19 protein-coding genes are annotated in these 24,152 nt (G+C 41.3%); 6 read left to right on the top strand and 13 right to left on the bottom strand.

Going from position 1 to position 24,152, the window contains the following annotated elements:
- The first annotated feature begins 84 nt into the window (after positions 1-84).
- From SAE01_RS07035 to SAE01_RS07025, 3 genes are all read left to right on the top strand, one after another.
- A complete protein-coding gene (locus SAE01_RS07035; RefSeq protein ID WP_147202961.1) occupies positions 85-1,386 on the top strand; it encodes an acetylxylan esterase in 1,302 nt (433 codons plus the stop codon).
- Between the two features lie 85 nt (positions 1,387-1,471).
- On the top strand, positions 1,472-2,314 hold the full coding sequence (locus tag SAE01_RS07030) for a sugar phosphate isomerase/epimerase family protein (protein WP_246113178.1): 843 nt from the start codon (positions 1,472-1,474) through the stop codon (positions 2,312-2,314).
- Positions 2,315-2,378: 64 nt separating this feature from the next.
- Positions 2,379-2,894, top strand: coding sequence for a glutathione peroxidase (locus SAE01_RS07025; RefSeq protein ID WP_147202959.1), 516 nt, complete (start codon positions 2,379-2,381; stop codon positions 2,892-2,894).
- Positions 2,895-3,022: 128 nt separating this feature from the next.
- Here the strand turns inward: SAE01_RS07025 and SAE01_RS07020 are convergent, their stop codons facing one another.
- From SAE01_RS07020 to SAE01_RS06985, 10 genes are all read right to left on the bottom strand, one after another.
- The gene (locus tag SAE01_RS07020) at positions 3,023-3,865 is read right to left on the bottom strand and encodes an endonuclease/exonuclease/phosphatase family protein (RefSeq protein WP_246113177.1); all 843 of its coding nucleotides are present in this window, start codon (positions 3,863-3,865) and stop codon (positions 3,023-3,025) included.
- Between the two features lie 25 nt (positions 3,866-3,890).
- Positions 3,891-5,666, bottom strand: coding sequence for a RagB/SusD family nutrient uptake outer membrane protein (locus SAE01_RS07015; protein WP_147202958.1), 1,776 nt, complete (start codon positions 5,664-5,666; stop codon positions 3,891-3,893).
- 50 nt (positions 5,667-5,716) lie between these two features.
- Positions 5,717-8,944 (bottom strand): SusC/RagA family TonB-linked outer membrane protein, encoded by a 3,228-nt coding sequence (locus tag SAE01_RS07010; protein ID WP_147202957.1) that lies wholly within the window; start codon positions 8,942-8,944, stop codon positions 5,717-5,719.
- A 313-nt stretch (positions 8,945-9,257) separates the two neighbouring features.
- Positions 9,258-11,945 (bottom strand): bifunctional YncE family protein/alkaline phosphatase family protein, encoded by a 2,688-nt coding sequence (locus SAE01_RS07005; RefSeq protein ID WP_147202956.1) that lies wholly within the window; start codon positions 11,943-11,945, stop codon positions 9,258-9,260.
- 251 nt (positions 11,946-12,196) lie between these two features.
- Positions 12,197-12,556, bottom strand: a complete 360-nt coding sequence (locus SAE01_RS24770; protein WP_218029104.1) for an outer membrane protein assembly factor BamB family protein — start codon at positions 12,554-12,556, stop codon at positions 12,197-12,199.
- Positions 12,549-12,833, bottom strand: a complete 285-nt coding sequence (locus SAE01_RS24765) for an outer membrane protein assembly factor BamB family protein (RefSeq protein WP_218029103.1) — start codon at positions 12,831-12,833, stop codon at positions 12,549-12,551. The genes SAE01_RS24770 and SAE01_RS24765 overlap by 8 nt, the downstream gene beginning before the upstream one ends.
- The gene (locus SAE01_RS24760) at positions 12,830-14,044 is read right to left on the bottom strand and encodes an outer membrane protein assembly factor BamB family protein (protein ID WP_218029102.1); all 1,215 of its coding nucleotides are present in this window, start codon (positions 14,042-14,044) and stop codon (positions 12,830-12,832) included. Before SAE01_RS24760 ends, SAE01_RS24765 begins: the two co-directional genes overlap by 4 nt.
- A gap of 39 nt (positions 14,045-14,083) precedes the next feature.
- On the bottom strand, positions 14,084-14,929 hold the full coding sequence (locus tag SAE01_RS06995; protein WP_147202955.1) for a glycoside hydrolase family 16 protein: 846 nt from the start codon (positions 14,927-14,929) through the stop codon (positions 14,084-14,086).
- 26 nt (positions 14,930-14,955) lie between these two features.
- Entirely contained in the window at positions 14,956-16,212 is a 1,257-nt protein-coding gene (locus tag SAE01_RS06990; protein WP_147202954.1) for a purple acid phosphatase family protein, read from the bottom strand.
- 295 nt (positions 16,213-16,507) lie between these two features.
- Positions 16,508-18,448 carry a S9 family peptidase gene (locus tag SAE01_RS06985; protein ID WP_147202953.1) on the bottom strand — a complete coding sequence of 647 codons (1,941 nt, stop codon included), beginning with the start codon at positions 18,446-18,448 and terminating at the stop codon, positions 16,508-16,510.
- Between the two features lie 387 nt (positions 18,449-18,835).
- Here SAE01_RS06985 and SAE01_RS06980 point away from each other — a divergent pair, with 387 nt between their 5' ends.
- Both SAE01_RS06980 and SAE01_RS06975 read left to right on the top strand, forming a co-directional pair.
- Positions 18,836-19,447: a cupin domain-containing protein gene (locus tag SAE01_RS06980; RefSeq protein WP_147202952.1), complete on the top strand. Its 612-nt coding sequence runs from the start codon at positions 18,836-18,838 to the stop codon at positions 19,445-19,447.
- A 174-nt stretch (positions 19,448-19,621) separates the two neighbouring features.
- Positions 19,622-20,977, top strand: a complete 1,356-nt coding sequence (locus tag SAE01_RS06975; RefSeq protein ID WP_147202951.1) for a pyridoxal-phosphate dependent enzyme — start codon at positions 19,622-19,624, stop codon at positions 20,975-20,977.
- Between the two features lie 81 nt (positions 20,978-21,058).
- Here the strand turns inward: SAE01_RS06975 and plsX are convergent, their stop codons facing one another.
- From plsX to SAE01_RS06960, 3 genes are all read right to left on the bottom strand, one after another.
- Positions 21,059-22,000 carry a phosphate acyltransferase PlsX gene (plsX, locus tag SAE01_RS06970; protein ID WP_147202950.1) on the bottom strand — a complete coding sequence of 314 codons (942 nt, stop codon included), beginning with the start codon at positions 21,998-22,000 and terminating at the stop codon, positions 21,059-21,061.
- 124 nt (positions 22,001-22,124) lie between these two features.
- Positions 22,125-22,319 (bottom strand): 50S ribosomal protein L32, encoded by a 195-nt coding sequence (gene rpmF, locus SAE01_RS06965; RefSeq protein WP_147202949.1) that lies wholly within the window; start codon positions 22,317-22,319, stop codon positions 22,125-22,127.
- A 30-nt stretch (positions 22,320-22,349) separates the two neighbouring features.
- The gene (locus tag SAE01_RS06960) at positions 22,350-22,895 is read right to left on the bottom strand and encodes a YceD family protein (protein ID WP_147202948.1); all 546 of its coding nucleotides are present in this window, start codon (positions 22,893-22,895) and stop codon (positions 22,350-22,352) included.
- 159 nt (positions 22,896-23,054) lie between these two features.
- Between SAE01_RS06960 and SAE01_RS06955 the strand changes: the two genes are divergently transcribed.
- Positions 23,055-24,149 (top strand): DUF3810 domain-containing protein, encoded by a 1,095-nt coding sequence (locus SAE01_RS06955; RefSeq protein ID WP_147202947.1) that lies wholly within the window; start codon positions 23,055-23,057, stop codon positions 24,147-24,149.
- Positions 24,150-24,152 lie beyond the last annotated feature (3 nt).

The following is a 24,152-nucleotide window of genomic DNA, read 5'->3' as shown; positions in this document are numbered from 1 at the left end:
GTGACCAACAGCTGAATAAAAAGGTACATTGTTGCGTCGCACACTTGCACGTTTTTGTATTTATGGAACTTTAAATAAAACCATATGAATAAATCGAAAGCTCTATTTCCTACTTTCCTACTCTTTGTATTTCTTCAGCTGACTGCTTACAGTCAACCACCTAATCAACTGGTAAAAGTGTTGGTCGCCCCGGACCATCCGAATTGGATTTACAAAACAGGGGAAGAGGTAAAATTCACAATCTCAGTTTTGCGCTATGGCAACCCCGTTCCTAATGCAAAAATCAAATACGAGATAGGGCCTGAAAAAATGGAGGCTTCTAAAAAAGACTCATTAAATCTTGCCGATGGAAAGATCACTGTTAGCGGAGGGACCATGAGAACTCCTGGTTTTCTTCGCTGTACCGTAGTTGCTTACGTGGATGATAAGGAATATCGCAACCTTGCTACTGCCGGTTACGACCCTGAGGCTATTAAGCCAACTGAAAAAAATCCTGCAGATTTCGTGCAGTTTTGGGATAAAGCAAAATCAGATCTGGCCAAAATCCCGATGGATGCTCGAATGACTTTGCTACCAGAACGCTGTACCGAAAATGTAAATGTTTACCACGTAAATCTTCAAAACTATCGTGTTGGTACAAGGCTTTATGGAATTTTAAGCGTTCCTAAAAAAGAGGGCAAATATCCTGCATTGCTTAGAGTTCCCGGAGCTGGCGTAAGACCCTACGGAGGAGATATCGCAACTGCTGAAAGAGGGATTATCACATTCGAAATCGGCATTCACGGAATCCCTGTTAATTTAGATCCTTCTGTTTACACCAGCTTAGGTGCTGGCGTACTCAACGATTATCCAAGCTATAACCTTGATGATCGTGACAAGTATTTTTATAAAAGAGTTTACGTTGGTTGCCTGCGGGCCAACGACTTCTTAACCAGCCTTCCCCAGTATGACGGTAAGAATTTAGGAGTGGCGGGTGGAAGCCAGGGCGGCGCGTTATCTATCGTAACGGCTGCACTAGATAAGCGTGTTAAATGTCTCGTTTCTTTTTATCCCGCTATCAGCGATGTCACCGGCTACCTTGAAGGAAGGGCCGGCGGGTGGCCTCACTTGTTTGCAAAAAACAATGTGGCTTACAATAACACGAAAGAAAAATTGAATACGGTGCAGTATTACGACGTAGTCAACTTTGCAAGGTTATTGAAAGTACCGGGCATGTATTCATGGGGGTTTAATGATGAAACGTGTCCACCTACCTCAACTTATTCGGCTTATAATGTTATCTCTGCTCCAAAGCAATTGTTCCTTGCGCTCGAAACGGGTCACTGGACTTTTCCCGAACAAAATGAAAAAACCAACAACTGGATCGTGGATCAATTAAAGAAATAGCTTGGCAAGCCAGGCACTTAGAATTTTTCTTTTTTTAGAAATAATCCCTAAATACTTTCAAACCTCTTAACACACAAATATGAAAATGAAAAAAGTTACTAGCAGGGTAATTGCCGTTGGCCTTGCTTTAGGTCTTTCGCTGAACGGGCTGTTTGCACAGAACATAGGTTTGCAGTTGTATAGTCTGCGAAACGAATTTAAAAAGGACGTACCGGGAACGTTAGCTAAAATAAAAGAGTGGAAAATAACGCTCATAGAAGGCGGTGGCTCTTATGGTCTTCCTATGGAAGAGTATAAAAATTTACTTAAGCAGAACAACCTGACAATGGCAAGCGTAGGTGCCGGATTTGAAGAATTAGAAAAAGACCCGCAAAAAGTTGTAGACAACGCAAAGGCATTTGGAGCCAAGTATGTTATGTGCGCATGGGTACCGCACAAAGAAGGAAACTTCACAATGGAAGAAATTAACAGGGCAATCACCGTTTTTAACACAGCAGGGAAAGTGCTGGCTGACAACGGCATTAAATTTTGTTATCATCCACACGGCTACGAATTTAGACCCTATGAGAAAGGAACAATGTTCGACTATATGGTTAAGAAGACTGACCCTCGATATGTAAACTTCGAGATGGATGTCTTTTGGGTAAAACATCCCGGGCAAGATCCGGTAGCCTTACTTAAAAAATATCCAAAGCGTTTCTTGATGCTTCACTTAAAAGACAGGGAGCCGGGAACAAAAGGCAACCAGGAGGGACGCGCACCAGATGAGACAAACGTAGTTTTGGGAAAGGGAGATGTGGGTATAGAAGCAATTATGAAGCAGGCAAAAAAGATAGGGGTGAAATATTATTTCATAGAAGATGAGTCGCCTAAGTCGGTCGAACAAATTCCTGAAAGTCTTAAGTTTCTTAGTAACATTAAATACTAGGGATCTATTAACAAGTTGACAAAAGTTGCAAATGAGCTAACTTTAGATCTATAAAAATTTTATCATGAAAACATTACTCCTTATTGCGCTAACTTCTTTCCTTCTCGCTTCTTCCATCTATAGTTTTAAAGTAACAGGCCTAAGTGGAGAAACGATTGATTTCTCAAAGTTTAAAGGAAAGAAAATAATGATTGTAAATACTGCTTCTAAATGCGGTAACACTCCACAGTATGCCGAGCTTGAACAGCTTTACGAAAAATATAAAAACAAGCTCGTAATCATCGGTTTCCCTGCCAACAATTTCAGGGAACAAGAACCTGGAACAAACGCGGAAATCCAGGAGTTTTGCAAGAAAAATTACGGAGTTACTTTTCCAATGGCTGAGAAGGTTTCTGTAAAGGGCGATGACATTGCTCCTCTATTCCAATACCTCGTTGACGAGGCTAAGAAGCAGGGAATAGAAGATCCGATCAAATGGAACTTTACCAAGTTTTTGCTAGACGAAAAAGGAAACCTTATTACAGTGATACATAACAAGACAAAGCCAATGAGCGAGGAAGTATTGAAATATTTCAACTAGAAACCTCTCCCATTTATTTCGACTTTGGTACTGACTATAAAAAGAACTAGCCGCCCATTTGGGGCGGCTAGTTCTTTTTATACCGGCTTTAACCAGGTAATTGTTTCAGCTGTTACCAACGTTGTCGATTACTTCAGTTCGACTACTGCTAAAACAGGAAAATGGTCTGAAGGATATTTGCCGAAATAAGTGTCAGTTAATATTCCCCATTTGACCGCTGTAAAGTGTTTCGTCATGAAGATATGGTCTATAACTGTTTTGCCTCTCGGTGTCCTGAAACTGTTAAACGATGCATTGTTGGCATATGGAAACTTGGTGCTTGCAAATACATCTGTTAACAGGTTGGACGTAGCCAGAGCCTGGTACCATTCGCTATCTCTTCCACCATTCAAATCTCCAGTCAAAAGAACTGGAGCCTGGCCGGCGATTTCCTGAATTTTCGCCAGAATTAGTTTGCTACTTTCCCGGCGGGCCACTACTCCCTGGTGATCGAAATGTACATTGAATGCGTACAATCGCTTTTTTGTTTTCTTATCTTCAAGATAAACCCACGAGCAAATTCTGTTGCAACAAGTGGCGTCCCACCCTTTACCAGGTTTGTCAGGCGTTTCAGACAACCAGAAATCACCGCTTTTTAATAAGGTGAAACGATCCTTCTTGTAAAAGATTGCAGAGTGTTCACCCGCATCCTGTCCATCGTCGCGACCTTTGCCATACCGGGCGTACTCGGGCAAGGCAGCAGCGATATCGTTCACTTGATTTGGCAATCCCTCCTGCGTACCAAGTACATCAAAATCATGGAAGCGGATGAGGTTTGACACAATGGGAGCTCTGTCAACCCACAAATTACCCGTATCTCGAGGGTTGTCGTAACGAATATTAAAAGTGCCAATAGTAATTCTCTGAGCGCTTATGCTAACTGAACCGAGGATAAGAAAAGCCCCAGCCATCCACATTCGGACATTCATCATTTGAAAATTTAGTCTTCTGTTCATCTTAATTCCAGCCTGGGTTTTGTTTTAAGTTCGGATTGCGCTGCAAATCGTTCAAAGGAATTGGATAGTAGTAGTTTTTGTCGCTCCATTTTCTCTGAACTTCATTCATCCATATCAGTTCACCCGACGTACCGTTCTTCAGTTGTAACGAATTAACTGCACTGCCAATCTTAGGGGAAACATCAACAAAGGATGTTACGCCACTTATGGTAGGTTTTGTTCCCTGGTAAAATACTACATCAAGAATACCATCCTCATTTAAATCCATAGGCGTGTTCAGCGCCGGCACATAAAACCCATTCCATTCTTTTTCCATCAATTCCCCTCTTTTCCACCTTAACAGATCTGGGAAACGAAGTCCTTCCAGGCTCATTTCAATACCTCGCTCCCTCCTGATTTCGAGTATAGTTGGGTCACTAATATTTGGAAAATAATTTGTCCTTAAATAAGGATCAGCTATAGTTGGCTTGGTAGTTAAGCCGCCCGTAATACCTGCTCTTGATCTCAGTGCACCAATCGTAAGTGCCCAATCTTGATTTGTCAGCGTGCCTAACTCCGCTTTTGCTTCTGCATAATTTAATAATACCTCTGCATACCTGAACAAAGGCACAATGTTCGTGTTCAACGCGCCTGCGTCGAAATAGACATCGTCAAGCGTCATCTTAATTGGCTGATACCCTGTAAAAGTGTAAGAGAAAACAGGCGGTGCAGGTACGAGTTGTCCATTGCTAATCCTTTTATAATCACCTGTACGGATCGTCTGCTTCAGCCTAAGATCGCGATTCTTTACCTCATCTTTAAACACCATTGTGGTGTAGGCGGGATTGTCGGTAAAGGGTGTACCATCTAGTTTGAGATAGGTGTTGATGAACGTGCGGATAAAACTTGCTTTTGCGCCATAAGTTCCGCTGGTATACCACCAATTGGCATCACTTAATACCCCAAGACTAACGTCTGCAACTGCCGCTTGCAACACTTCATTGGCTAAAGGTGTATTGCTGGTAAACACCTGGCGGTAAGACACTCCCGGGCCCCCTGCTGTGTTAAGCGAGAAACCACCGTTTTTAATAATTTGGTCAGCCGCTGAAGCCGATTCCTCAAGCCATTTGTTAGCCGAACTTACCAAATTCAATTCTGTATGGTACTTTCTATAAGTCCCTTCAAAAAGACAAACTCTTGATTTAAAAGCATAAGCTACCCATTTAGTAATGGTGGTGCGGCTTGGATCATTGGTAGTTTGAATGTTTGTAGTAGCAAAATTGAGATCGGCCAATACGGAGTCCATAACAACCTCTCTTTTATCACGACCAGCTGTTAAGGCCGGATCTTCAATATCCAGCGGTTTCCCAATCCACGGCACATCACCAAAGCGAATCACCTTGTCCATGTAAAAATACGCCCTGAAATAGCGGGCGATACCCTGGTAGTTGTTGCGAACAGCTTCAGGGATTGCCGGATTATTATTATTTTGAATAAAATAGTTGATATTCCTTAAGTCTGACCAGCTCCATCCAGAGCTGGTGTTAGCGCCATAGCCTCCTTCGCGAATAAAGTTATCGACTGCTTTTACTGCCAGGTAGTCTGTCATAGCCTCAAGACTGATAGTGTTTCTAGGAAGAAAACCCATTCCATAAAAGGAATTCGTGTACAATTTCAGGCCATTCTCGTTGTTGAATACGGCCTCTTTTGAAGCGGTTGATTGTGGGAGCTGGTCAAGTTTGTCACAAGCTGTAAAACTTAAACTACCCAGTAAAAGCCCTATACATAGTTTTTTCATCTTTCTAATATTTTATATTTAGCTGCCTTTTCGCAGCAATCAATGTCAAATTAAAAGGTAAGGTTTATGCCAAAAGAAAAACCCTTTAATAATGGATAATTATAACCATCACCAGCATTACTAGAGTTCAGGTCCTGGTCTGCAGCTACAGCGTTTTCTACGTCAATGGTATTTTTGACGATCTTGTACATTGGCGAATAAGTGAACAAATTCTCGCCGGAGAAATAAACCCTTAAGCTGCGGGCACCGATACGGCTGACCCATGCAGAAGGCAAGTTGTAGCCGACCTGGATATTTTTCATTCTTAAATACGCAACATTTTGCAGGTAACGCGTCTGGGCTACACCCAATGTACGGTTCGTATTGCTAGATGCAGCTCTTGACATTGTTCTTGGGAAATACGCATTGGTATTTTCCGGAGTCCACATATTTCCCAGATGGAAGTTTGGTATGTTATTGTAAGGGCGATTGTATTGTCCCCAAAACATTTCTGCCTCAGTACTTGGATACCATTGTTGCTTCCCAATACCTTGGAAAAAGACAGAAAATGAAATATTATTCCAGTCCGCACCCAGGTTTGCAGCATAACTATACCTTGGGGAAGAATTGCCGATAATTCTCCTATCACCAGGCGCGTCCACTCTATTCTCCCCCACGTTAATCAACCCATCTTTATTAAGGTCTCTCAGCTTGATATCACCCGGATACCATAAATTGGATGGAGAAGCCCGCATTTGCGGATTTTGTTTGGCATGTGAAGCAACATCTGCCGCATCAATAAAGAAACCTTCTGTTTCGTAGCCCCATATCTCACCGATCGTTTGCCCTTCGTAGTAATCGCTTAGCAATTTGGTAGGGTTCAAGTACCGGTCGATTGTTGATTTATTGTCAGATAAAGTCAATCGTACGTTATACCTGACCGGCTTTTTGCTATTGCCAATTTTGTCGTTCCAGGTAAGGGAAGCTTCCCAACCCCTGGTAGTGAGGTCAGCGTAGTTGCCCTTTGGAGTACCTGCTCCAAAGACAGCAGGAGGCGTGAGGCCAGTTGTAAACATGTCTGTTGTTTTGCGAATATATGCATCGCCCGAAAAACTTAAACGGCCCGACAACATAGCCACATCTAAGCCAATGTTACTGGTAGTAGAAGTTTCCCAGGTGAGGCCAGAAGGCACCACGGCAGGGTTACGGGTGGTTTGAGGTCTGGCTCCGTTTAAGATCACTCCTGACTGGCTAATGTTAAAGACCTCCTGGAAGGCATAGGATGCGATGTTACCATTACCTAACGATCCATAAGAAGCCCTGAGCTTTAAATCGGAAATAGCCCTTGGGGAAACATTCCAGAATGACTCTTTATTAATTCTCCAGCCTGCAGATACAGATGGGAAAAAACCATATTGTTGGTTGGACGGGAATTTTGATGAGCCGTCGTAACGGCCGTTAATTTCAACGAGGTAACGATCTTTAAAAGCATAATTGAGTCTTGAAAAGCCTCCTAGGATAGCCCATTGTTCATACCCCCCACCAGTCGTTATAGCCTGTCCCAAAGCAAGGTTCAGATCAGTGGCATTTTCGAAAATCAGACCGTTACGCTGTATTGCAACACGGTTAAAAGTAGATTGCTCATAGTTATAACCAACCATCGCTTTCAAATAGTGATTTTCCCCCAGATGGTTTTCATATTCAGTATAGATATTCGTTGCCCAATACCTGGTTGTACGATTATCAAAGGCTAAATCATTAGTGGTTGTTCCAACATAAGAAGTAACTCCCTTGAAGTTACTATAGGGAACCTGCACACGTCTTTGTTCTCTGTCATTTTCTGTATTACGAAACGTAAAATCAACGTTTACACGGAACTTGTTATTAAAAAACTTACTTCTCAAACCGGTAATGTTTCTGAATACCTCGCGACGTGTATCAATACCGTTTTTCCCATATACAAAATCTCCGACTGTATATACTGAAGAAAAAGTTAACGAACCATCGGGGTTAAACAAAGGCATGGTGGGATGTCCCTCGTCGGCTATATTTCTCCAGATACCGCCGCCTTCGCCCACGTTAATAGGGTTATGATAATCTACAGTGGAATAATCTGTATTGTTTTCAACTGTTAACCAGGGGAACACATCAATAGAACCCCTTGCCCGGATATTTTTTGTATTGTAGTCATCGCTATTGTACCTGAATAAACCGTCCTGCTTTAAAATTCGCCCCGAAATCAAGAACGTTGCTTTCTCACCACCTCCACTTATTGAGATATTGTTTTCAAAGGCGCCTAAATTTTTCTTATATAATGCTCCGTAATAGTCGGTGCTGCCATAATAGGTATACTCACCGGTGTTCGGATCTATTTCAATCTCATTATAAGGCTGCCCTGATTCTTTTCTTCTCTTAAATTCATCGAGGTATGCCTGAGAAAATTTTTGTGTCTTATTAGCATTCTGCGGAAATGATCCATCACCATTTACGAACGCCTCTGAAAACATTTTTGCCCACGTGTAACCATCGGTTACGAAATCAGGCCTGGTGACGGGCGCTTTTATGGCATAATTGTTTGAATACGTTACACTAGTCCGACCTTTTACTCCTTTCTTGGTAGTAATTAACACCACACCAAATACTCCCCTTGCACCGTAAATAGCAGCCGATGCTGCATCCTTGAGGATGGATACGGTTTCAATATCGTTTGGATTTATCAGACTTGGATCACCTTCAAAGCCATCTATCAAAACGAGCGCGCTACCTCCCTGGCCGATTGAAGTAGTGCCCCTGATATTGTAACTGGGCGATTGGGTAGGCTTGCCATCCCCCATTTTCAAATTCAAATTCGGTAGCAAACCCTGTAAACCCTGGCTAAGGTTAGTCATTGGGCGATTTTCCAAATTTTTCGAACTGATTTGATCAACCGCACCTGTTGCATTTGCTCTTTTTTGTGTACCATAACCTACGACAATAACCTGCTCCAGCTCCTGGCTTGTGGAAGCCATTTGCACATTAATAGTATTACGTCCCTTAATCGCTTCTGTTTTACTTTCCATTCCGGTAAAAGTAAAAACGAGTGAAGTGGCGCCACCCGGATCTACAATAGAATACTCACCGTTTTCATTGGTTGTAGTTGCAGGCCTTTGACCTGACGTAGTATTAACGGTAATACTTACTCCCGGCAAAGGAGTACCGTTAGTTGCATTAATTACTCTGCCTTTAATGGTGCTGCTTTGAGCAAATATTCCAAAAGGGAGTAAGACTAGTAGCATCAGCCAATAGTAAATTTTTTTCATACTGTTTTGTTTAGCAAGTCTTAATAAATAAAAAATGGGTCGGAATTGGTGAAGTGAGAAGGTGAGAGTATCTCGCGCAGAGGAATTAGCAGCGCGAAGAAAAGGGTACATTTCCATTAGCAATCGTTTTTTGTTAGGGCAGAAATGGCAACGAAATTATAGAAGTCGGGTACATAAGACTTCAGTATTTAGAGAACATTTTATCGTAATTCGCTGCATTAGTGCAAAATTTTTGGCTCGTATCAGCTTTAGTATTAATCAGATAGCTTTTTTTTATACTTTAAAAATGAAAAGAAAGAGGGAACTACATTCCCTAGTCATCGTCATCATCGTCTTTCTGTTCTTTTTTTGGAAGCGTGTTTTGTTTTGGATAAGGCTTATTGCCATTTGCGGCAAACCACAAAATCCTGTTTAAAAGGTCATCATTACCGCCGTCGATATGGTCAAACTCAGGTGAAGCCGACAAAATAGAATATTTTTTTGCCTTCCCTTTCAATGATGCGGTGTTTTTGTTCATCTCGTTGAGTGGGATATTATTCTTTAAAAACGTGTATGGCGTTTTATCAAAATTGCCCGTAAAACAATCAAACATAGGAAGGGCTGTCGCATCGAAAAGGTTCATAGGCGGGATGCCAAGAATTTGCTCTATTGTGCGAATAATACAAGTTTGATTATAGTTAGTCTTCACAGTTTTTGCCAGGCGGGAATAAGGGCTCAATACAAAACCAGTTGTGCGATAAGGTGACACGTGATCCCATCCTGATTGCGAATCATCTTCCGTTACAAATACTGCCGTAGAGTCCCAAAACCGGCTTTTAGTTAGTGCATCTATTATCTTTCCTAAAGCAAGATCATTATCCGCTACCATCGCTCTCGGTGTAGGAAATCCTTCGCGGGTACCACTTGTATGATCGGCCGGCAGTGCGAGTATCATCAACTGGGGAAGCTGATCGCCCGGCATCTGCTCATAAGACTTTAGCTCCCTGACAAAATCGTCTGCCCTAAACTGGTCGTTGATCCTGGCACCTTCATAACAGGGGTACGTGGTTGATAGTATTGGACGCAACCTCGAGATGGTAGTTTCGTTTTTAAAATCAATCGGCTTACCCTCAACATACGCCTGGTAAATATTTGTCCAGTTTGAACCGGCTGGTAATCTCGGCACGCAGGCTTCGCCATATACCCGTACTGTTTTGCCGTGATCTAAAGCATTATTCCAGATAAAGCCTTCTTTGTTGTAAACCAACGCATCAGCTAGCACATGAGGGTAACTTCTAAACCATGCGCGAACATTTTTTTCGACGTAATCTGTAACTATTGCAGCAGTGGACCAGGAGTGTCCTTCAGCAGAGGATTTTCCGGAAGCATAGAAATTATCCATCAACATAAATTCTCTTGCAAGCTTATGCTGGTTTGGCGTCACCTCGTTTCCGAAGATACAAAGCTCCTTTTTTCCATTGCCTTCGACCATATCCCCCAAAACCTGGTCATACGTTTTGTTTTCTTTTATAATGTACACGACATGCTTAAAAACAGAAGGCTCTCCTATTCTCTCCGGAACTGGCCGTGGAGCAACTTCTTTCCTCGGTAATAGTTGGGTAATTTTTGTTCTAAATAACATGTTAGCTACTTCTACCCTTTTTGTATAAGACGCCAACTGACTTTTGCCGGGCAACGAAATAATTGATACTGTTGCTTCCTGCTCATGAATAGTCATTCCCTTTTTCGAGGCAACCCTCGCTCCTTCACCTTCCAGGTTCGCCACGTATAAGGCATCCTTTGTCAACACCATTCCTGCCGGGTATGCTTCGGTTGGGATAAAGCCTTCCACTACAGATTTTTCTATGCCTGACGCAGATGATTTCGAACCAAGCCTAATCACGGCTATCGCATTGTCCATTCCATTTGACACGTATAATCTTGTGCTGTTATCGTCGATAGCCAATGCATTTGGAGAATCACCAATATACTTTGTTGCTTCACCACCCAATCTCACAGATATAGAATCTACCACCTTGTCAGTTGCCGTGCTAATCACGGAAATGTTATCACTGTTTCCGTTTGCTACGTACACAAAATCACGCTCCTTATTAGTGATGATCGCGTTTGGATGCAGACCTACTTCGATTTCTGATTGTTTCTTCCCGCTTTCAAGATCAATTACACTTACCGTACCCATTGCAGTAGCCCCTGTGCGAGGGTCTATATAAACGTTTGCATACGGTACGCCTGCAGTTTGGCGTGAAGCATCTGTTGGTACCGGTCCTGCCCAGTTGGTTACATATGCTTTCGAAGCAGTGAGCGCAATACCAAAAGGAGCCATCCCGGTAGCAGTTGTCCAAATAATTTTTTTATCGCTCATCCTTACTTTCACCAACTGGCTGTTTCCATTAAGCACCACATACAAATAATTCTCACCGCCCTCTTTATTAATAGCTATATCATTTGGCAGCGCCATTGGAGAGGGGGCCATGCCTTGAAATAGAAAAGCGTCGCTGATGACTGCTTTTCTGCCATCCCATGTAGCATCTATGATGTAAGAAGCCTTTGTTGCAGGATTAGAAGCACCCCAATAAATATGTACTTTTCCCCCATCCTCTAAAACCTTAATTCCTGAATAAGTGCTCATCAAACCTTGGTAAGTTCCTTCGTAATCCAGGTGATAAAGAATGCTTTTAGTAGTGAGGTCAATGAAGGCAAGGCCGTATCGATCTTCTACCGCAAGTATTTCATTACCGGGTAAAAGAGCGCAGTCAAGACTATGATTTTCTAAAACGGGATTACCAAAGCGAATAACAGTACCAGCAGGATCTATAAACCGGTTATAGGGCATCAGCACAGACCTGCTGTCTACCGCCAGAGTTGCATTATCGTAAGAACTGTGGTAACCATCAGTAACTACAGACGATTTCATCGTACGTGATGACCGGCAGGCCGCTAGCGTCGATACGATCGCAATCACAGAGTATTTTAGTAGCAATGAAAGCCTCTCATTTTTCATATTTTTCAAATTTCTTTTTTAATATCTCTGGTGTTACCAAATCCTGTTTTATTAAAAATCCCCGCTGTGCTTTTAATTATGAACCCCGTTTTTTGCAAGCATTTGTTTTCCAACGAAGCATCGTTGTGTCACTCCCTTGTACTTTTATATTTCAATCGTCAAAAAGTAAACAACGGCCAATTTGTTAAACTAAACCCAACTGCAAAAAAAATAATACAAATATTACTTTGAACAAAAATGACGCGGTTTTATCAAAACTGTAAACAACAAATCTTACCATCAACTGTAGCCACAACTAGTCTATTATCTGCTATTGGCATTACCGAGTTTATCATGCTATCCGAAACTTTATGCTGCCACAATAATTTTTTTGTTCGACCGTCTATAGCATTTACTACTCCCGAATTAGACGGCACAAATATGACCCCTTTACTTTCGACAATTTGGGAAGCACAAATGTCATTTGATAATTTCAAATCAACGCTAAAAACTGTTTGCATTTCTGACGCTGAAGTTGATATTCCAAACAGCTTTCCGTCAGTAGTTTTTATATAAACTAAAGAACTGTCTGTTGATAAGCCCATCGACTCTCTCAACTTTATATTAGGCATAGTAGCGCGACACTATATGTCCGTCCGTTGCATCAAAACAAGTCATGTATTGATCTGGCGCGACAATGAACACTTTCCCATTTGTTGCAACGGGCCGACAACCCGCTGGTGAAAACATCCGGGTAGTAGAGGTGTCTTTCCACTTCCACGTAAGCTTTCCTGTAGACATATTGAGTGCGTAAAATTCACTACCCCAACTTCCAAAATAAGCCTTGCCTTTATATAGTAGTGGCTTCGTCATCACGAAATCTCTCACTCCATTAAAGTCCCATTTCAATTTACCGTCTTTAGATTAATTGCCCGAAAATGTCCATCGGAGCTTCCGATAAATATGACGCCATTTTTTTCACCAGGTGAAGAAACAAACGGTCGTGAAGATTTGAATTTCCAAATGAGATTTCCGGTGGTTGCATTTAAACAATAGATTGTGCTATCCGTGCAAGGAGCAATTACAAAATTTCCTGCAACCGTCGGCGTACTGTAAACTTTTCCTTTCGTTTTGAAAGACAATTTCCTCCCTCCGTCTTTTTCGTCTAAAGCATAAATAAAACCTTCATTGCTTGTCGCAATAACAAGATTGCCTTTCAGCGCTGTTCCACTACCAATGTCATATTGCTCTTCGTGCTGCCAAAGCTTTCTTACGTTCGAGTACATATCGTTCATGGCATAATAAGGACGAGGATACCGTGTAGTATCCGTGGCAAAATGATGATGAGTTAAGATCGCTTCTGCCCATTTTTTTTGTGTCCGGATCAAAGGCTTTCTTTCTTCAAAAGTGACTTTGCCGTTTTCAAATGTTACTATGTTATACGCGCCTGTCGGGTCTGCTCCTCTTGTATTTGTTCTCCCCATTATACCCGGTACTCCCTCAAAAAAGTATTGCTTGTTTTGATGACCATGTCCAACAAGGAACAACTGGATATTTCTTTTCTTAAGCCTGTCAATTGCTTCATATGAATTCCGTTGCGATTGATCCTGGGGATAATGGTTGACATAAACAATGGGAATGTTCTTGTCTTGCAAATTATTCAACACCGAGTCCAGCCAAACCAGGTCTTCTTTAGGCACTTGTCCCGGCGCTTTATGTTGCATATTTGGTCCTGCGTTCGTACCAATAAAAAGGTATCCTTTGTGTTGAAACAAGAATCGGCCACTACCAAAAACCGTGGTAAATATTCTTCCGCCATTCGGAGACCAGTAGGTATCATGATTACCTGTTACGATATATAAGGGCTTATTCAGTTTTGAGAGTATGCTTTGAGCCATCCACATTTCTTCATCAAAACTATTCTCTGTTATATCGCCCGAAATGAGGATGAATTGGAGAGACGTATCTGCATTTATATCAGCAACAGTTCTTCTCAGGTCTTCATCTGCATTCTTTACTCCAATATGAGTATCTGAAAGAAATGCAAACTTGAAACTTTGAGAAAAGAGATCGGCAAAAATGAAAGTACACAGCAGTATAAAAAGTAAACGTATGCTCAATTGATTGCTTTATAATTTTTAAAAACCCATCCCTTGCTCTTACTCTTTTTGATAAACTCGAACATAGTCAACGATAAATTTTTGAGGTAAGACAGCGTCGTCGATAGTTTTGCCCCAACTGCCGCCAAGCGCAAAATTAATCAACAGGTAAAATGGCTTGCGGAATGCATTACTTAAATCTTCACCGGCCTTATTGAGAGGAAAAGTGTGGTACACTCTTCCGTCAAACAGACACCGCATTTCCTCATTGTTCCATTCTGCAGAATAAGTGTGAAAATCATTAAAAGGCTGCGAAACAACAATCTTGTTTCCACTTTGTAAGTGCTTCTTGGTTATAGGATCAGCATAGTGCATCGTACCATGGATGGAAGATGAGTCATGACCAACAAACTCCATAATATCTATCTCTCCACTTAGGGGCCAACCAACTTCACTCACATTGTTACCAAGCATCCATATAGCCGGCCACACTCCCAATCCCCGTGGAATTTTCGCACGAACTTCAATCTTCCCAAACTTCCAAGATGCCTTTCCAAGTGTAATAAGGGCTGCAGAAGTGTATGAAGCAAGCGAGTCTTTCTTCTGCCATGCAGAACTTGTGGAACTAAAATCTCTATTTGGATAAATTTCCTTTTTCGCTGTAATCGTTAATACTCCGTTTTCTACAAAAGCGTTCTCTTTTCTTTTATAGGTATAATACTGTTTTTCATTATTCCTTACAAATCCCTGCTCGTAACCCCATTTGGTGGAGTCGGGTAACCCCGAGTAATTAAACTCATCACTCCAAGCCAGTTTCCAACCGGAAGAAGTCGCCTGTGCTTGTACAGCCGAAACGTTGAGAGTGAGTAAAACAATAAAAAATAGTAAACGAACAAGTAGTCGCATAAGGTGGGTTGATTGGATATATACTTCTATTTAGTTAATGTAAAATAATCTATTTTTTTACCATCCTGGTTGTAGACGTTGTAGCTAATCGTGTTGCCTTCAATCGTCATAATGGCGTAGTTATACTCTTTCACTGTATTTGTAAAAATCATGGAAGGCATGTCTTTTCCACCTAATCCCTGTGGCGATCCCCCTGCAGTCCCGTTGGTGATGTAAACTGTTCCCGCCGGTTTTTGATACACGTGATCATCCGTCTGCGGCAACACTTCATTATTCCTGATAGGTTTATGGCGCTCGTATACATGGCGATGACCTGCAAGGCACAGATCTACTTTATACTTGTCTACCAAAGGCGTAATCCTGTTTTGCCAACCGGTAACATGACTCCACCCAAATGAATAAAGCGGGTGGTGCATATAAAGTATGATCCAGGTAATGTTCTTATCAGCTCTTGCTTTCGCTAAATCATCTTCCAACCAGCGGTACTCAGGTGAGCCCGGAGCAAAAGTAAAATTACCCGCCGCTTCTGCACCCTTTGCATGGCCGGAGCTTATGGCTACAAAGTGAGTGTTGCCATAGTTATAGGAATAGTCTATGTTGTTTGCGGGCAAATGAAGTACATCATAAAAAACCGGAAACGGCTTTTGATATCCCTTGCTCGCCGAGTCGTTGTCGACATCGTGATTACCTGTCACAGGCATGAAAGGTGCGTAGGCAGCTACAGATTGAATTGTGGTAAAAAGTCCATTCCATTTTTTACCAACAGAACCATTATCAACAATGTCGCCCATGTGCACCATGAACTGGATAGGAGATTTTTTCAATTGTTGTACAATCACTGCTGTTTTCTGAAACTGTTCATTAAACTCATTATCCTGCGTATCGCCCCAAACGCCTACTACAAATTTTGATTTGCTTCCAAAAGGCGGCGCTGTTGTGAAGGAAAACTGTTCGCTCCATCCGCCTTCACTCGAGCCACATTTATAGTAATATTTGGTATTAGGCTGCAAACCCTTCAAAGTAGCGTGGTAGATGTAATTTTTTGCAGTGTCGGAATATTTGCCAGTCGCTGTTTCCGTCTTCGTTAGCCGCTGATCGATGCCATATTTAACCAGCCCCTTGTTGTGATTATTGTCTGCCCACGTAATCGTCATTGTATTGGACGTTGCATCTTTCTTAATGCTGTTCCAACTAAGGTGAGCTTGTTGGGGCTGCGCGAAAACTTGTACTGAGAATAATGTAGTAACGATAGAAAGAACAAGGAATACATTTTTCTTTATCATAACTTAATTACGGCTTTAGTTTACAATTGAAGATATCTTCTCTATTTGTCTTAATTGCTTAAATATTGTTTCATAGCAGCGAGCTGCCCTACTAAATCAAGTGGTTCTTCGTCCAAAGCAGGGCAACGAGTAGTGCGGTCCGTTTCTTTGCTGAATAAAAGGACCAGTACAAGAGTCCGCACATCCAATCTAACTATTCCGGAGAAATTTTTTGCTGAATGTGCAAGATTTTCAAAGATTGGATTTCCTGCTTAAATACCTTAAAACCGTCGTTACTAAAAAGCTTTCCTGAGGGTTATAAACCGTCTAACAGGTAGTTCTTCATAAACAGTACTGTTGCATTTCTCTGAAAATCTATATTATTCTTTTTCCTGAAACCATGCCCCTCGTCGTTGGCCTCGAGATACCATACTGTTGTTCCGCCGGAGCGCAACTTATCTGCCATCTGTACCGACTCAGTGCGAGGCACCCGTGGATCATTTCCACCTTGAACAATAAAAAGAGGTTTTTTGATTTTATCTGAATTATTGTAAGGAGCAATCTTTTCAAAATAAGCGGCCATAGCAGTATCACGCTCGTCTCCATACTCTACCCTTCTCAAATCACGTCTATAGCTTTCGGTGTTTTTCAAGAATGTGTTGAAGTTTGAAATACCTACAACATCTAGCGCGCATCGGATCTTGTCATTGTAATTGGCGGCGACGGCAAGAGTCATATATCCTCCGTAACTTCCTCCCATTACCATAATTCTGCTCGCATCCAATTCAGGTTGTTGAGCTACCCAATCGAGCAGTGCTCCAATATCTTTTACAGACTCTTCTCTTTTCATCCCATTATCGGCTTTCAAAAAAGTCTTTCCATAACCTGACGATCCCCTTACATTAGGATAGATCATTGCTACTCCAAGTTCGTTTAGATAAAAATTATTTGCGCCTTGGAAAACAGGTAAAGACTGTCCTTCAGGTCCTCCGTGAATATTAATGATAATGGGTCGCTTACCTGTAAACTTCGCAGCAGGTTTGTAATAAAACCCACTGATCTCTTTTCCATCGAAGCTTTTCCATTTGACCAGGTCCGCAGATCTTAAAGCACCGGGTGCTATTCCACCCATTTCACTTTCGGTCCAACGTTCTGTTTTTCCGTTGGAGGTTGAAATCACATAAAGGTCTGCAGGATTTTGAGCAGTATTTACGGAAACCAAAAGATGTTTACTGTCTTTGTGAAAAGATAAATTAGCATATACACCAGCAGGGATAGTTCTGATTAAAAAATACTGCTGCGAGGGAGTGGTGGTATTTATTAAATAGAGCTTTGATATTCCACCTTCGTTGGCTATAAATGCAATTCGTTTTCCGTCTTCGGCAACATCAAAAGTCGTTACATCCCAATTAATAGAAGAAGTGTAGTAAGTAATGTTTTTTGTAAGCAGATCCAAAAATGCAAACCTGCTGAACTCGCTATCCTTGTCGGTAAGGAAATAAATGCCGGTACCACTTTTATTGAACTTGGCCTGGCCATAATAAACTCCTTTTTCCCCCGGCGCGGTTAACTCTTTTTTTGTGCCGGTCGCAATGTCCACTAACCAGTAGTGCGATTCATTCGCAGATATTTCTTCGCTAACCAATAATTGTTTGTCATCGGGTGACCAATCGATTACCGCCCAGCCACCGCCATTCACCTCAAGCAATAACTTTTTGCTCGACGTGTCTAATGGATCCATTAGATAAATATCGCGGTCTGTGCCGTTTCGCGCCGTCGAACTATAGGCCACACGTTTCCCTTTCCTGCTCCAGGCAATTCCGCCGTTTTGAGATCTTTTGCCATCGGTTAGTAAAGCAATACTTCCATCACTTAGGTTGTAGCGGTAGATCTGAGAAAACTCATTACCGCCTACATCTTTTGTAAATAAAAAATAATCGCCCCTAATTGGTTCATAGGAGGCATTGGTAATGGGTTCATTAGAAAAAGTGAGCTGCTTCCTCGCCCCAAGAGGCATACTCACCAGGTGTATTTGAGGTACATTTCCAAATCTTGTGCTTATCAGCATTTCCTGCCGCTTTGGGTGCCAGTCGCAAAAAACACCACTCCGGAATTCTGAATAAGGTCTAATGCTTTCAGCTATTGTATCGGGAATGGAAGGGATCCCGCTAATAATAAGATTTGAAGTTGGTGAAGCGGAGTCTTGGGCAAAGATTAGTTGGTGGCTTAACAAAAGAAAAATCAGAAATTTTTTCATGTCTGCTCTAAATGAAACGAGGAAGTAATAGAAAATAAAAATCGAGCAAAAGTATTTTTCAAAGCGCTAAGAAAAAAAGAAAAAATAAACGACTATAGTTTAAAATAGGTGGCAGATATCTGAACTCCCCGTTTTATTCATAGCAACCGCAATCGCTAGTTTCAATAAATTTGAATAGTTAATGCAGTAAAGGAGAATAATAAAGGAATAAGTAAAAAAGAAATATTATTACTATAGAGCCGTTTTAACTAAAAAAACATTGACCTAAAAAACTACTTGTTAATTAAACGAGTATATAAAGGAAAGTAAAATCCGTTATTTACATTTGAAGGATTCTTTAAAACACGTAACAGCATCATAGCGAGAAGGCGAAGAAGGTACAGCAGCATGAAAGATATTAGCAACTACATACAGTCAGGCATTATTGAATCTTATGTTCTCGGGTTAGCGTCTCCGGATGAAGTAAGGGAACTGGAAGAGCTTATGCTTGTTAATGCTGAGGTGAGGGAAGCTATTGATCAATTTAGCAAAGCTTTAGAGCAGGAGGCAATGGCAAATGCCGTTACCCCTGATCCGATTATAAAGCCCATGCTAATGGCTACCATTGATTTTATCAGCAGAATGGAAAATGGAGAGATGGCTGCTTTTCCACCTGAACTAAATGAAAACTCGAAGATTTCCGATTATGACGAGTGGCTAAATCGCTCAGATTTCCTTGCGCCCGGAAGTTTTTCTGACGTTTACGCCCGCATTATTGGCTATACTCCCCGGATAACAACCGCAATTGTTTGGATAAAAGAATTAGCGCCGCAAGAAGTACATCACGATGAATATGAAAGGTTTCTAATCGTGGAAGGAAGTTGCGAAATTATTATTGGACAAGATGTACACCAACTGGTACCTGGTAATTTTCTATCCATTCCACTTCACCAAAATCATCTTGTTAAAGTCACCTCAGAAATTCCTTGTAAGGTTATACTGCAAAGAGTTGCAGCGTAACAGTATTTAACCAGGTAATACAGCCTTTCGATATTCTTATCCCCCTTCTGCCTTTACTAATACTCTAAGCAAAACTTATAGTATCAAGATAATGAACAGTTTATCATTTCTTACTTGACAGCGCTTAAACGCACTTTTCCTTTCCTACCTTTGCCCTAAATTAATTTTTCTTCTATGTGGTTTAACAACATTCTTGAAACAATTGGCAACACTCCGCTTATTAAACTCAATAAGATTACTAAAGAACTTCCTTGTACTGTGCTTGCCAAAGTCGAGTACTTTAACCCCGGCAATTCAATTAAAGACCGCATGGCGGTAAAGATGTTGGAGGAAGCTGAAAAGGCTGGAAAAATAAAACCAGGAGGAACCATTATTGAAGGAACCAGCGGCAACACCGGAATGGGTCTGGCGCTTGCCGCCGTTATTAAAGGGTACAAATGCATTTTTGCCACAACAGATAAGCAGTCGAAAGAGAAAGCAGACATACTAAAAGCCGTTGGGGCAGAAGTTATAGTTTGTCCTACAAATGTTGACCCTGAAGATCCGAGAAGTTATTATTCTGTTGCTAAAAGATTGACGAAAGAGATCCCGAACTCTTTTCATATGAACCAGTACGATAACCTTGCAAACAGGCAGGCGCACTACGAAAACACTGGTCCGGAGCTATGGGAACAGACGGAAGGAAAGATTACCCATCTTGTTATTGCTACCGGCACTGGTGGCACTATCACCGGAACAGGACAATATTTAAAAGAGAAGAACAAAGACATAAAGGTTTGGGCTATAGATGTTTACGGCTCCTTGCTAAAAAAGTACTTTGAGACAGGAGAGGTTGATATGAAGCAAGTCCACCCCTACATAACCGAAGGAATTGGCGAAGACTTCGTGCCTGCTAATTATGATATGAGTGTTATTGACCATTTTGAACAAGTGACTGATAAAGAAGGAGCTGTGATGGCCAGGCGGATATCTAGAGAAGAAGGAATTTTCGTGGGATATAGCTCCGGAACCGCTTTGCAAGGGCTAATGCAGTTGAAACATGAACTTAAAAAGAATGATTTAGTTGTAGTTATATTTTCTGACCATGGAAGCCGTTATGTTGGCAAGGTGTACAATGATCAGTGGATGATGGAAAGAGGTTTTTTCGACGTTAAAACCTTTAAAGACATTGTCAACACGCGCGTGTCAAAAAGGCTGGTAACTGTTGAACCAAACCAAACAGTTGCAGAAGCGGTTGATCTAATGCGGAAATATGATATAGAACATATCCCGGTTATAGACGCGGAAGGCCTGGTAGGGGCAGTGAGCGAGGGTGGACTGTTTCAAAAAATATTTAATAATCCTGAGATTAACACATCTACTATTTCAATGGTTATAGAGCCTGCTTACCCGGTAGTTTCTTATGATACCCCTGTTGAACGCCTAGGTAGTTTAATCACCAAGGGCAATGGCGCAGTAATGGCAAAGGATGAAAGTGGCAACCTACACATCGTTACGAAGTACGATGTCATACAGAGCATGGCAAAGTAGATCGTTTTTTGCGAGATAAGTCCTGGAAAACGATTTTATGACTTAAGGCTGAAGGAAAGGAAGGTGTAAAGGAAAGAAGGGTTATGCCTTAAATTGATCAATGATATGGCCACAAATATTCGAAGCAACCATTTTTTCTGCAAGAAGTATCATATTTGAAAAAGCAGTAGCATTACTAATGCCGTGACCAATTACTATCGGTTTTGCTACACCTAGCACCGGTGTGCCCCCGACATCTTCATAATTAAAACGATGCATGAACGTATCAGGAATGTTTCGTTCTTTAGCTGCGTCATACAGGCTTTCGGCCATTTTTAAAATAATGTTGCCCGTAAAACCATCACAAATCATCACATCTGCTTTATCCAGGAACACGTCACGGCCCTCAATATTTCCAATGAAATTGATGCCACGATTTTCTTTTAATAAGGGATAAGTAGCCTGCGTAAGGATATTCCCTTTGCCCTCTTCCTCTCCTACGTTCAATAATCCAACTTTTGGATTTTCTATCCCAAAAACATCTTTCGCGTAAAGGCTTCCTAATAAAGCAAATTGATTAAGATTCTCTGGTTTGCAATCTGCGTTCAAGCCAACATCAAGTAGAATACCGGTTGCCCCACTTACCTTGGGAACTATGCTTGCTATTGCAGGACGATGCACGCCAGCAATGGCTTTAATACTATAAAAAGCACCAACAAGCATAGCGCCCGTATTACCAGCACTGATAAACGCATCGACTTTTCCTGCGGCAAGGGTGCGGAAACCTACTGCTATCGACGAGTCTTGCTTTTCTTTGAAAGCTTTTGTAGCATGCTCATCCATATCAATCACCTGTGAGGCATGTACAATCACTAGTTCAGGACTGACTAAACTGTACTCTGCGAAAAGCAGCTCTAGCTCAGCTTCATTTCCTATACAATAAAGAGTGGCTCGAGAATTCGACGTAGATAAATACGTTTGCAAGCCTTTCACCGCTTCAAGCGGCGCAAAGTCTCCACCCATCATATCTATACCGATATTCATATAAGCGACACTCTTTTGATTAAAATAATAGAACTGAAAGTAGACCAACCAGTATAAAGCACAAAAAATTATTCATCCACTTTATTAAGGGATGAATAATTTTAAAAGTATTGATTGGGAGGGTTTAAGCCTTTAAAGGCGCTTTTTCAGCAACTAGCTTACCCTTGTAGAATAGCTTTCCTTCACTAACATGCGCACGATGACGTACATGCAGTTCACCTGTTGTGGAGTCTTTGCTTAACGTAACCGGCTCAGCTTTATAATGTGTTCTTCGTTTTGCACTGCGTTGTTGCGAGTGTCTCCTTTTAGGATTAGGCATATCTCTTAATTTTAATAAATATCAAAAACGTTATTGTAAATCTTTAAATTGATCAAGTCCTTTCCAAATTCCACTGGCTTCTGCTGCTTTTGCACCTTCTTCCATCTTCTTTAGCTTCTCCAATACTTCCAAATTACATTGCGGACCGCCTACCTCATCTTCCTTACACATCCGTTGCATTGGAATGCTTAAGTTGATAAACTCATAAATCCAATCTTCCAGGTGTAAGTGGCTTTCCCCCTTGCTGATATAATAAATATCGGGATCATCCTCCTGGTCGTTCATCACTTCTGGATTATCAACCATTTTCACCACCAGGTTAAATTCATCCCATAATTGCAACTGCAGATTATTACCGCATCGGTCACAAATAAGTTCCACCTTGCCATCAACATCAAACTTGCATAGCATAAAGCCAACCTTCTTGTCTAAGGTAAACTTCACATTAGCTTTACAGTTTTTGAAATCCTGCTGTTGGAAGGTCTCGAAAAAACTATCGTCTATTTCATAAGAAAAATGATGCAACCCCGGCTTCAATCCTACAAATGCAATCTCATATTCTCTCCTATGGCTCATACTCATTTTTTGGGCACGCGAAGGTAAGGATTTTCTTGGAAAATAGTAGAACAATGCATGATCGATTGCAAGAGCAGATAGCTTTCTTCCGGGCACCGCTACTATTTAGTCAAAAATACTACAATCGTTTAACTCCTTAATTATCTTCGGGCGCGGGATATGAAAAAATATATAAATTCCAGGAAGACTACCATTATTTTTTTCACTTTAATATTGGTAATCAGTATTTTGATTAAGGTTGTTTCTTATTTCCCGTTTTGGGTTGAAAGAATGTATAGCCAAGGTTTATACCCTTATATTTCTTCTTTTTATCGGACCATCTTCGGCTGGATACCTTTTAGTTTCGGGGATGTTTTTTATGCTGTTGTAGGTTTACTTCTTTTTTGGAGTGTTTTACGTTTTGTTAAGATTATTGCTCGTCAGGGCTTAAAGCAATTCGACTATCGGGAAAATCTAAAAAAAGCTTTCTTCATCGCTTCAGTTATCTACATCTATTTCAATCTTTCCTGGGGTCTGAACTACAATCGTCCGGGCATTGCATATCAACTTCAGCTTAGTCAGCAAGACTACGGCGATAGCGCTTTAAAGGAAATAACGGCAATTTTACTAAAAAAAGTAAATGAAAGCAGGGCAGTATTAGGTAGCGAAGAGATTAAGTATGGTTCCTATGATCTCGTATTTGAACAAGCCAGTGTTGCTTATCAAAATGCATCTGCTACGTTCCCGTTCCTTAACTACAGCCCTAAATCAATAAAAAAATCGATGTATGGAAGAATGGGCAATTTTCTTGGTTTTCTTGGATATTACAATCCCTTTACCGGTGAAGCACAGGTAAATTTAACCCAGCCGCGCTTTCTTATTCCTTATGTGTCTTGCCATGAAATGGCTCATCAGTTGGGATATGCAAGCGAGAGTGAGGCAAATTTTGTAGGTTATTTGGCCGCTGTCCACTCCCCTAACAAGTTGTTTCACTATTCTGCCTACTTCGATCTCTTTAACTACGCGAATCGGCAATTATGGGCAAGCGACTCAATTGCAGCGAAAAACAACTATAAGCAACTGGATACTTTGGTTAAAAAAGACGAGCAAGAGCTGCGGGAATACTGGCGTAAAAGCGACAATATTTTTGAGCCTCTTATCAAAATTTTCTACGACCGCTATCTAAAAGCAAACCAACAGGCGAAAGGCGTAAAGAGTTACAACGAAGTTGTAGGCTGGCTAATTTCGTATCATGCTAAATATGGAAAAATCTAGACT

It is taken from the genome of Segetibacter aerophilus (assembly GCF_007991655.1).
Lineage (GTDB): Bacteria > Bacteroidota > Bacteroidia > Chitinophagales > Chitinophagaceae > Segetibacter > Segetibacter aerophilus.
Note: the sequence above shows the minus strand (reverse complement) of the source record. Positions and strands in the feature narration are given on the sequence as shown.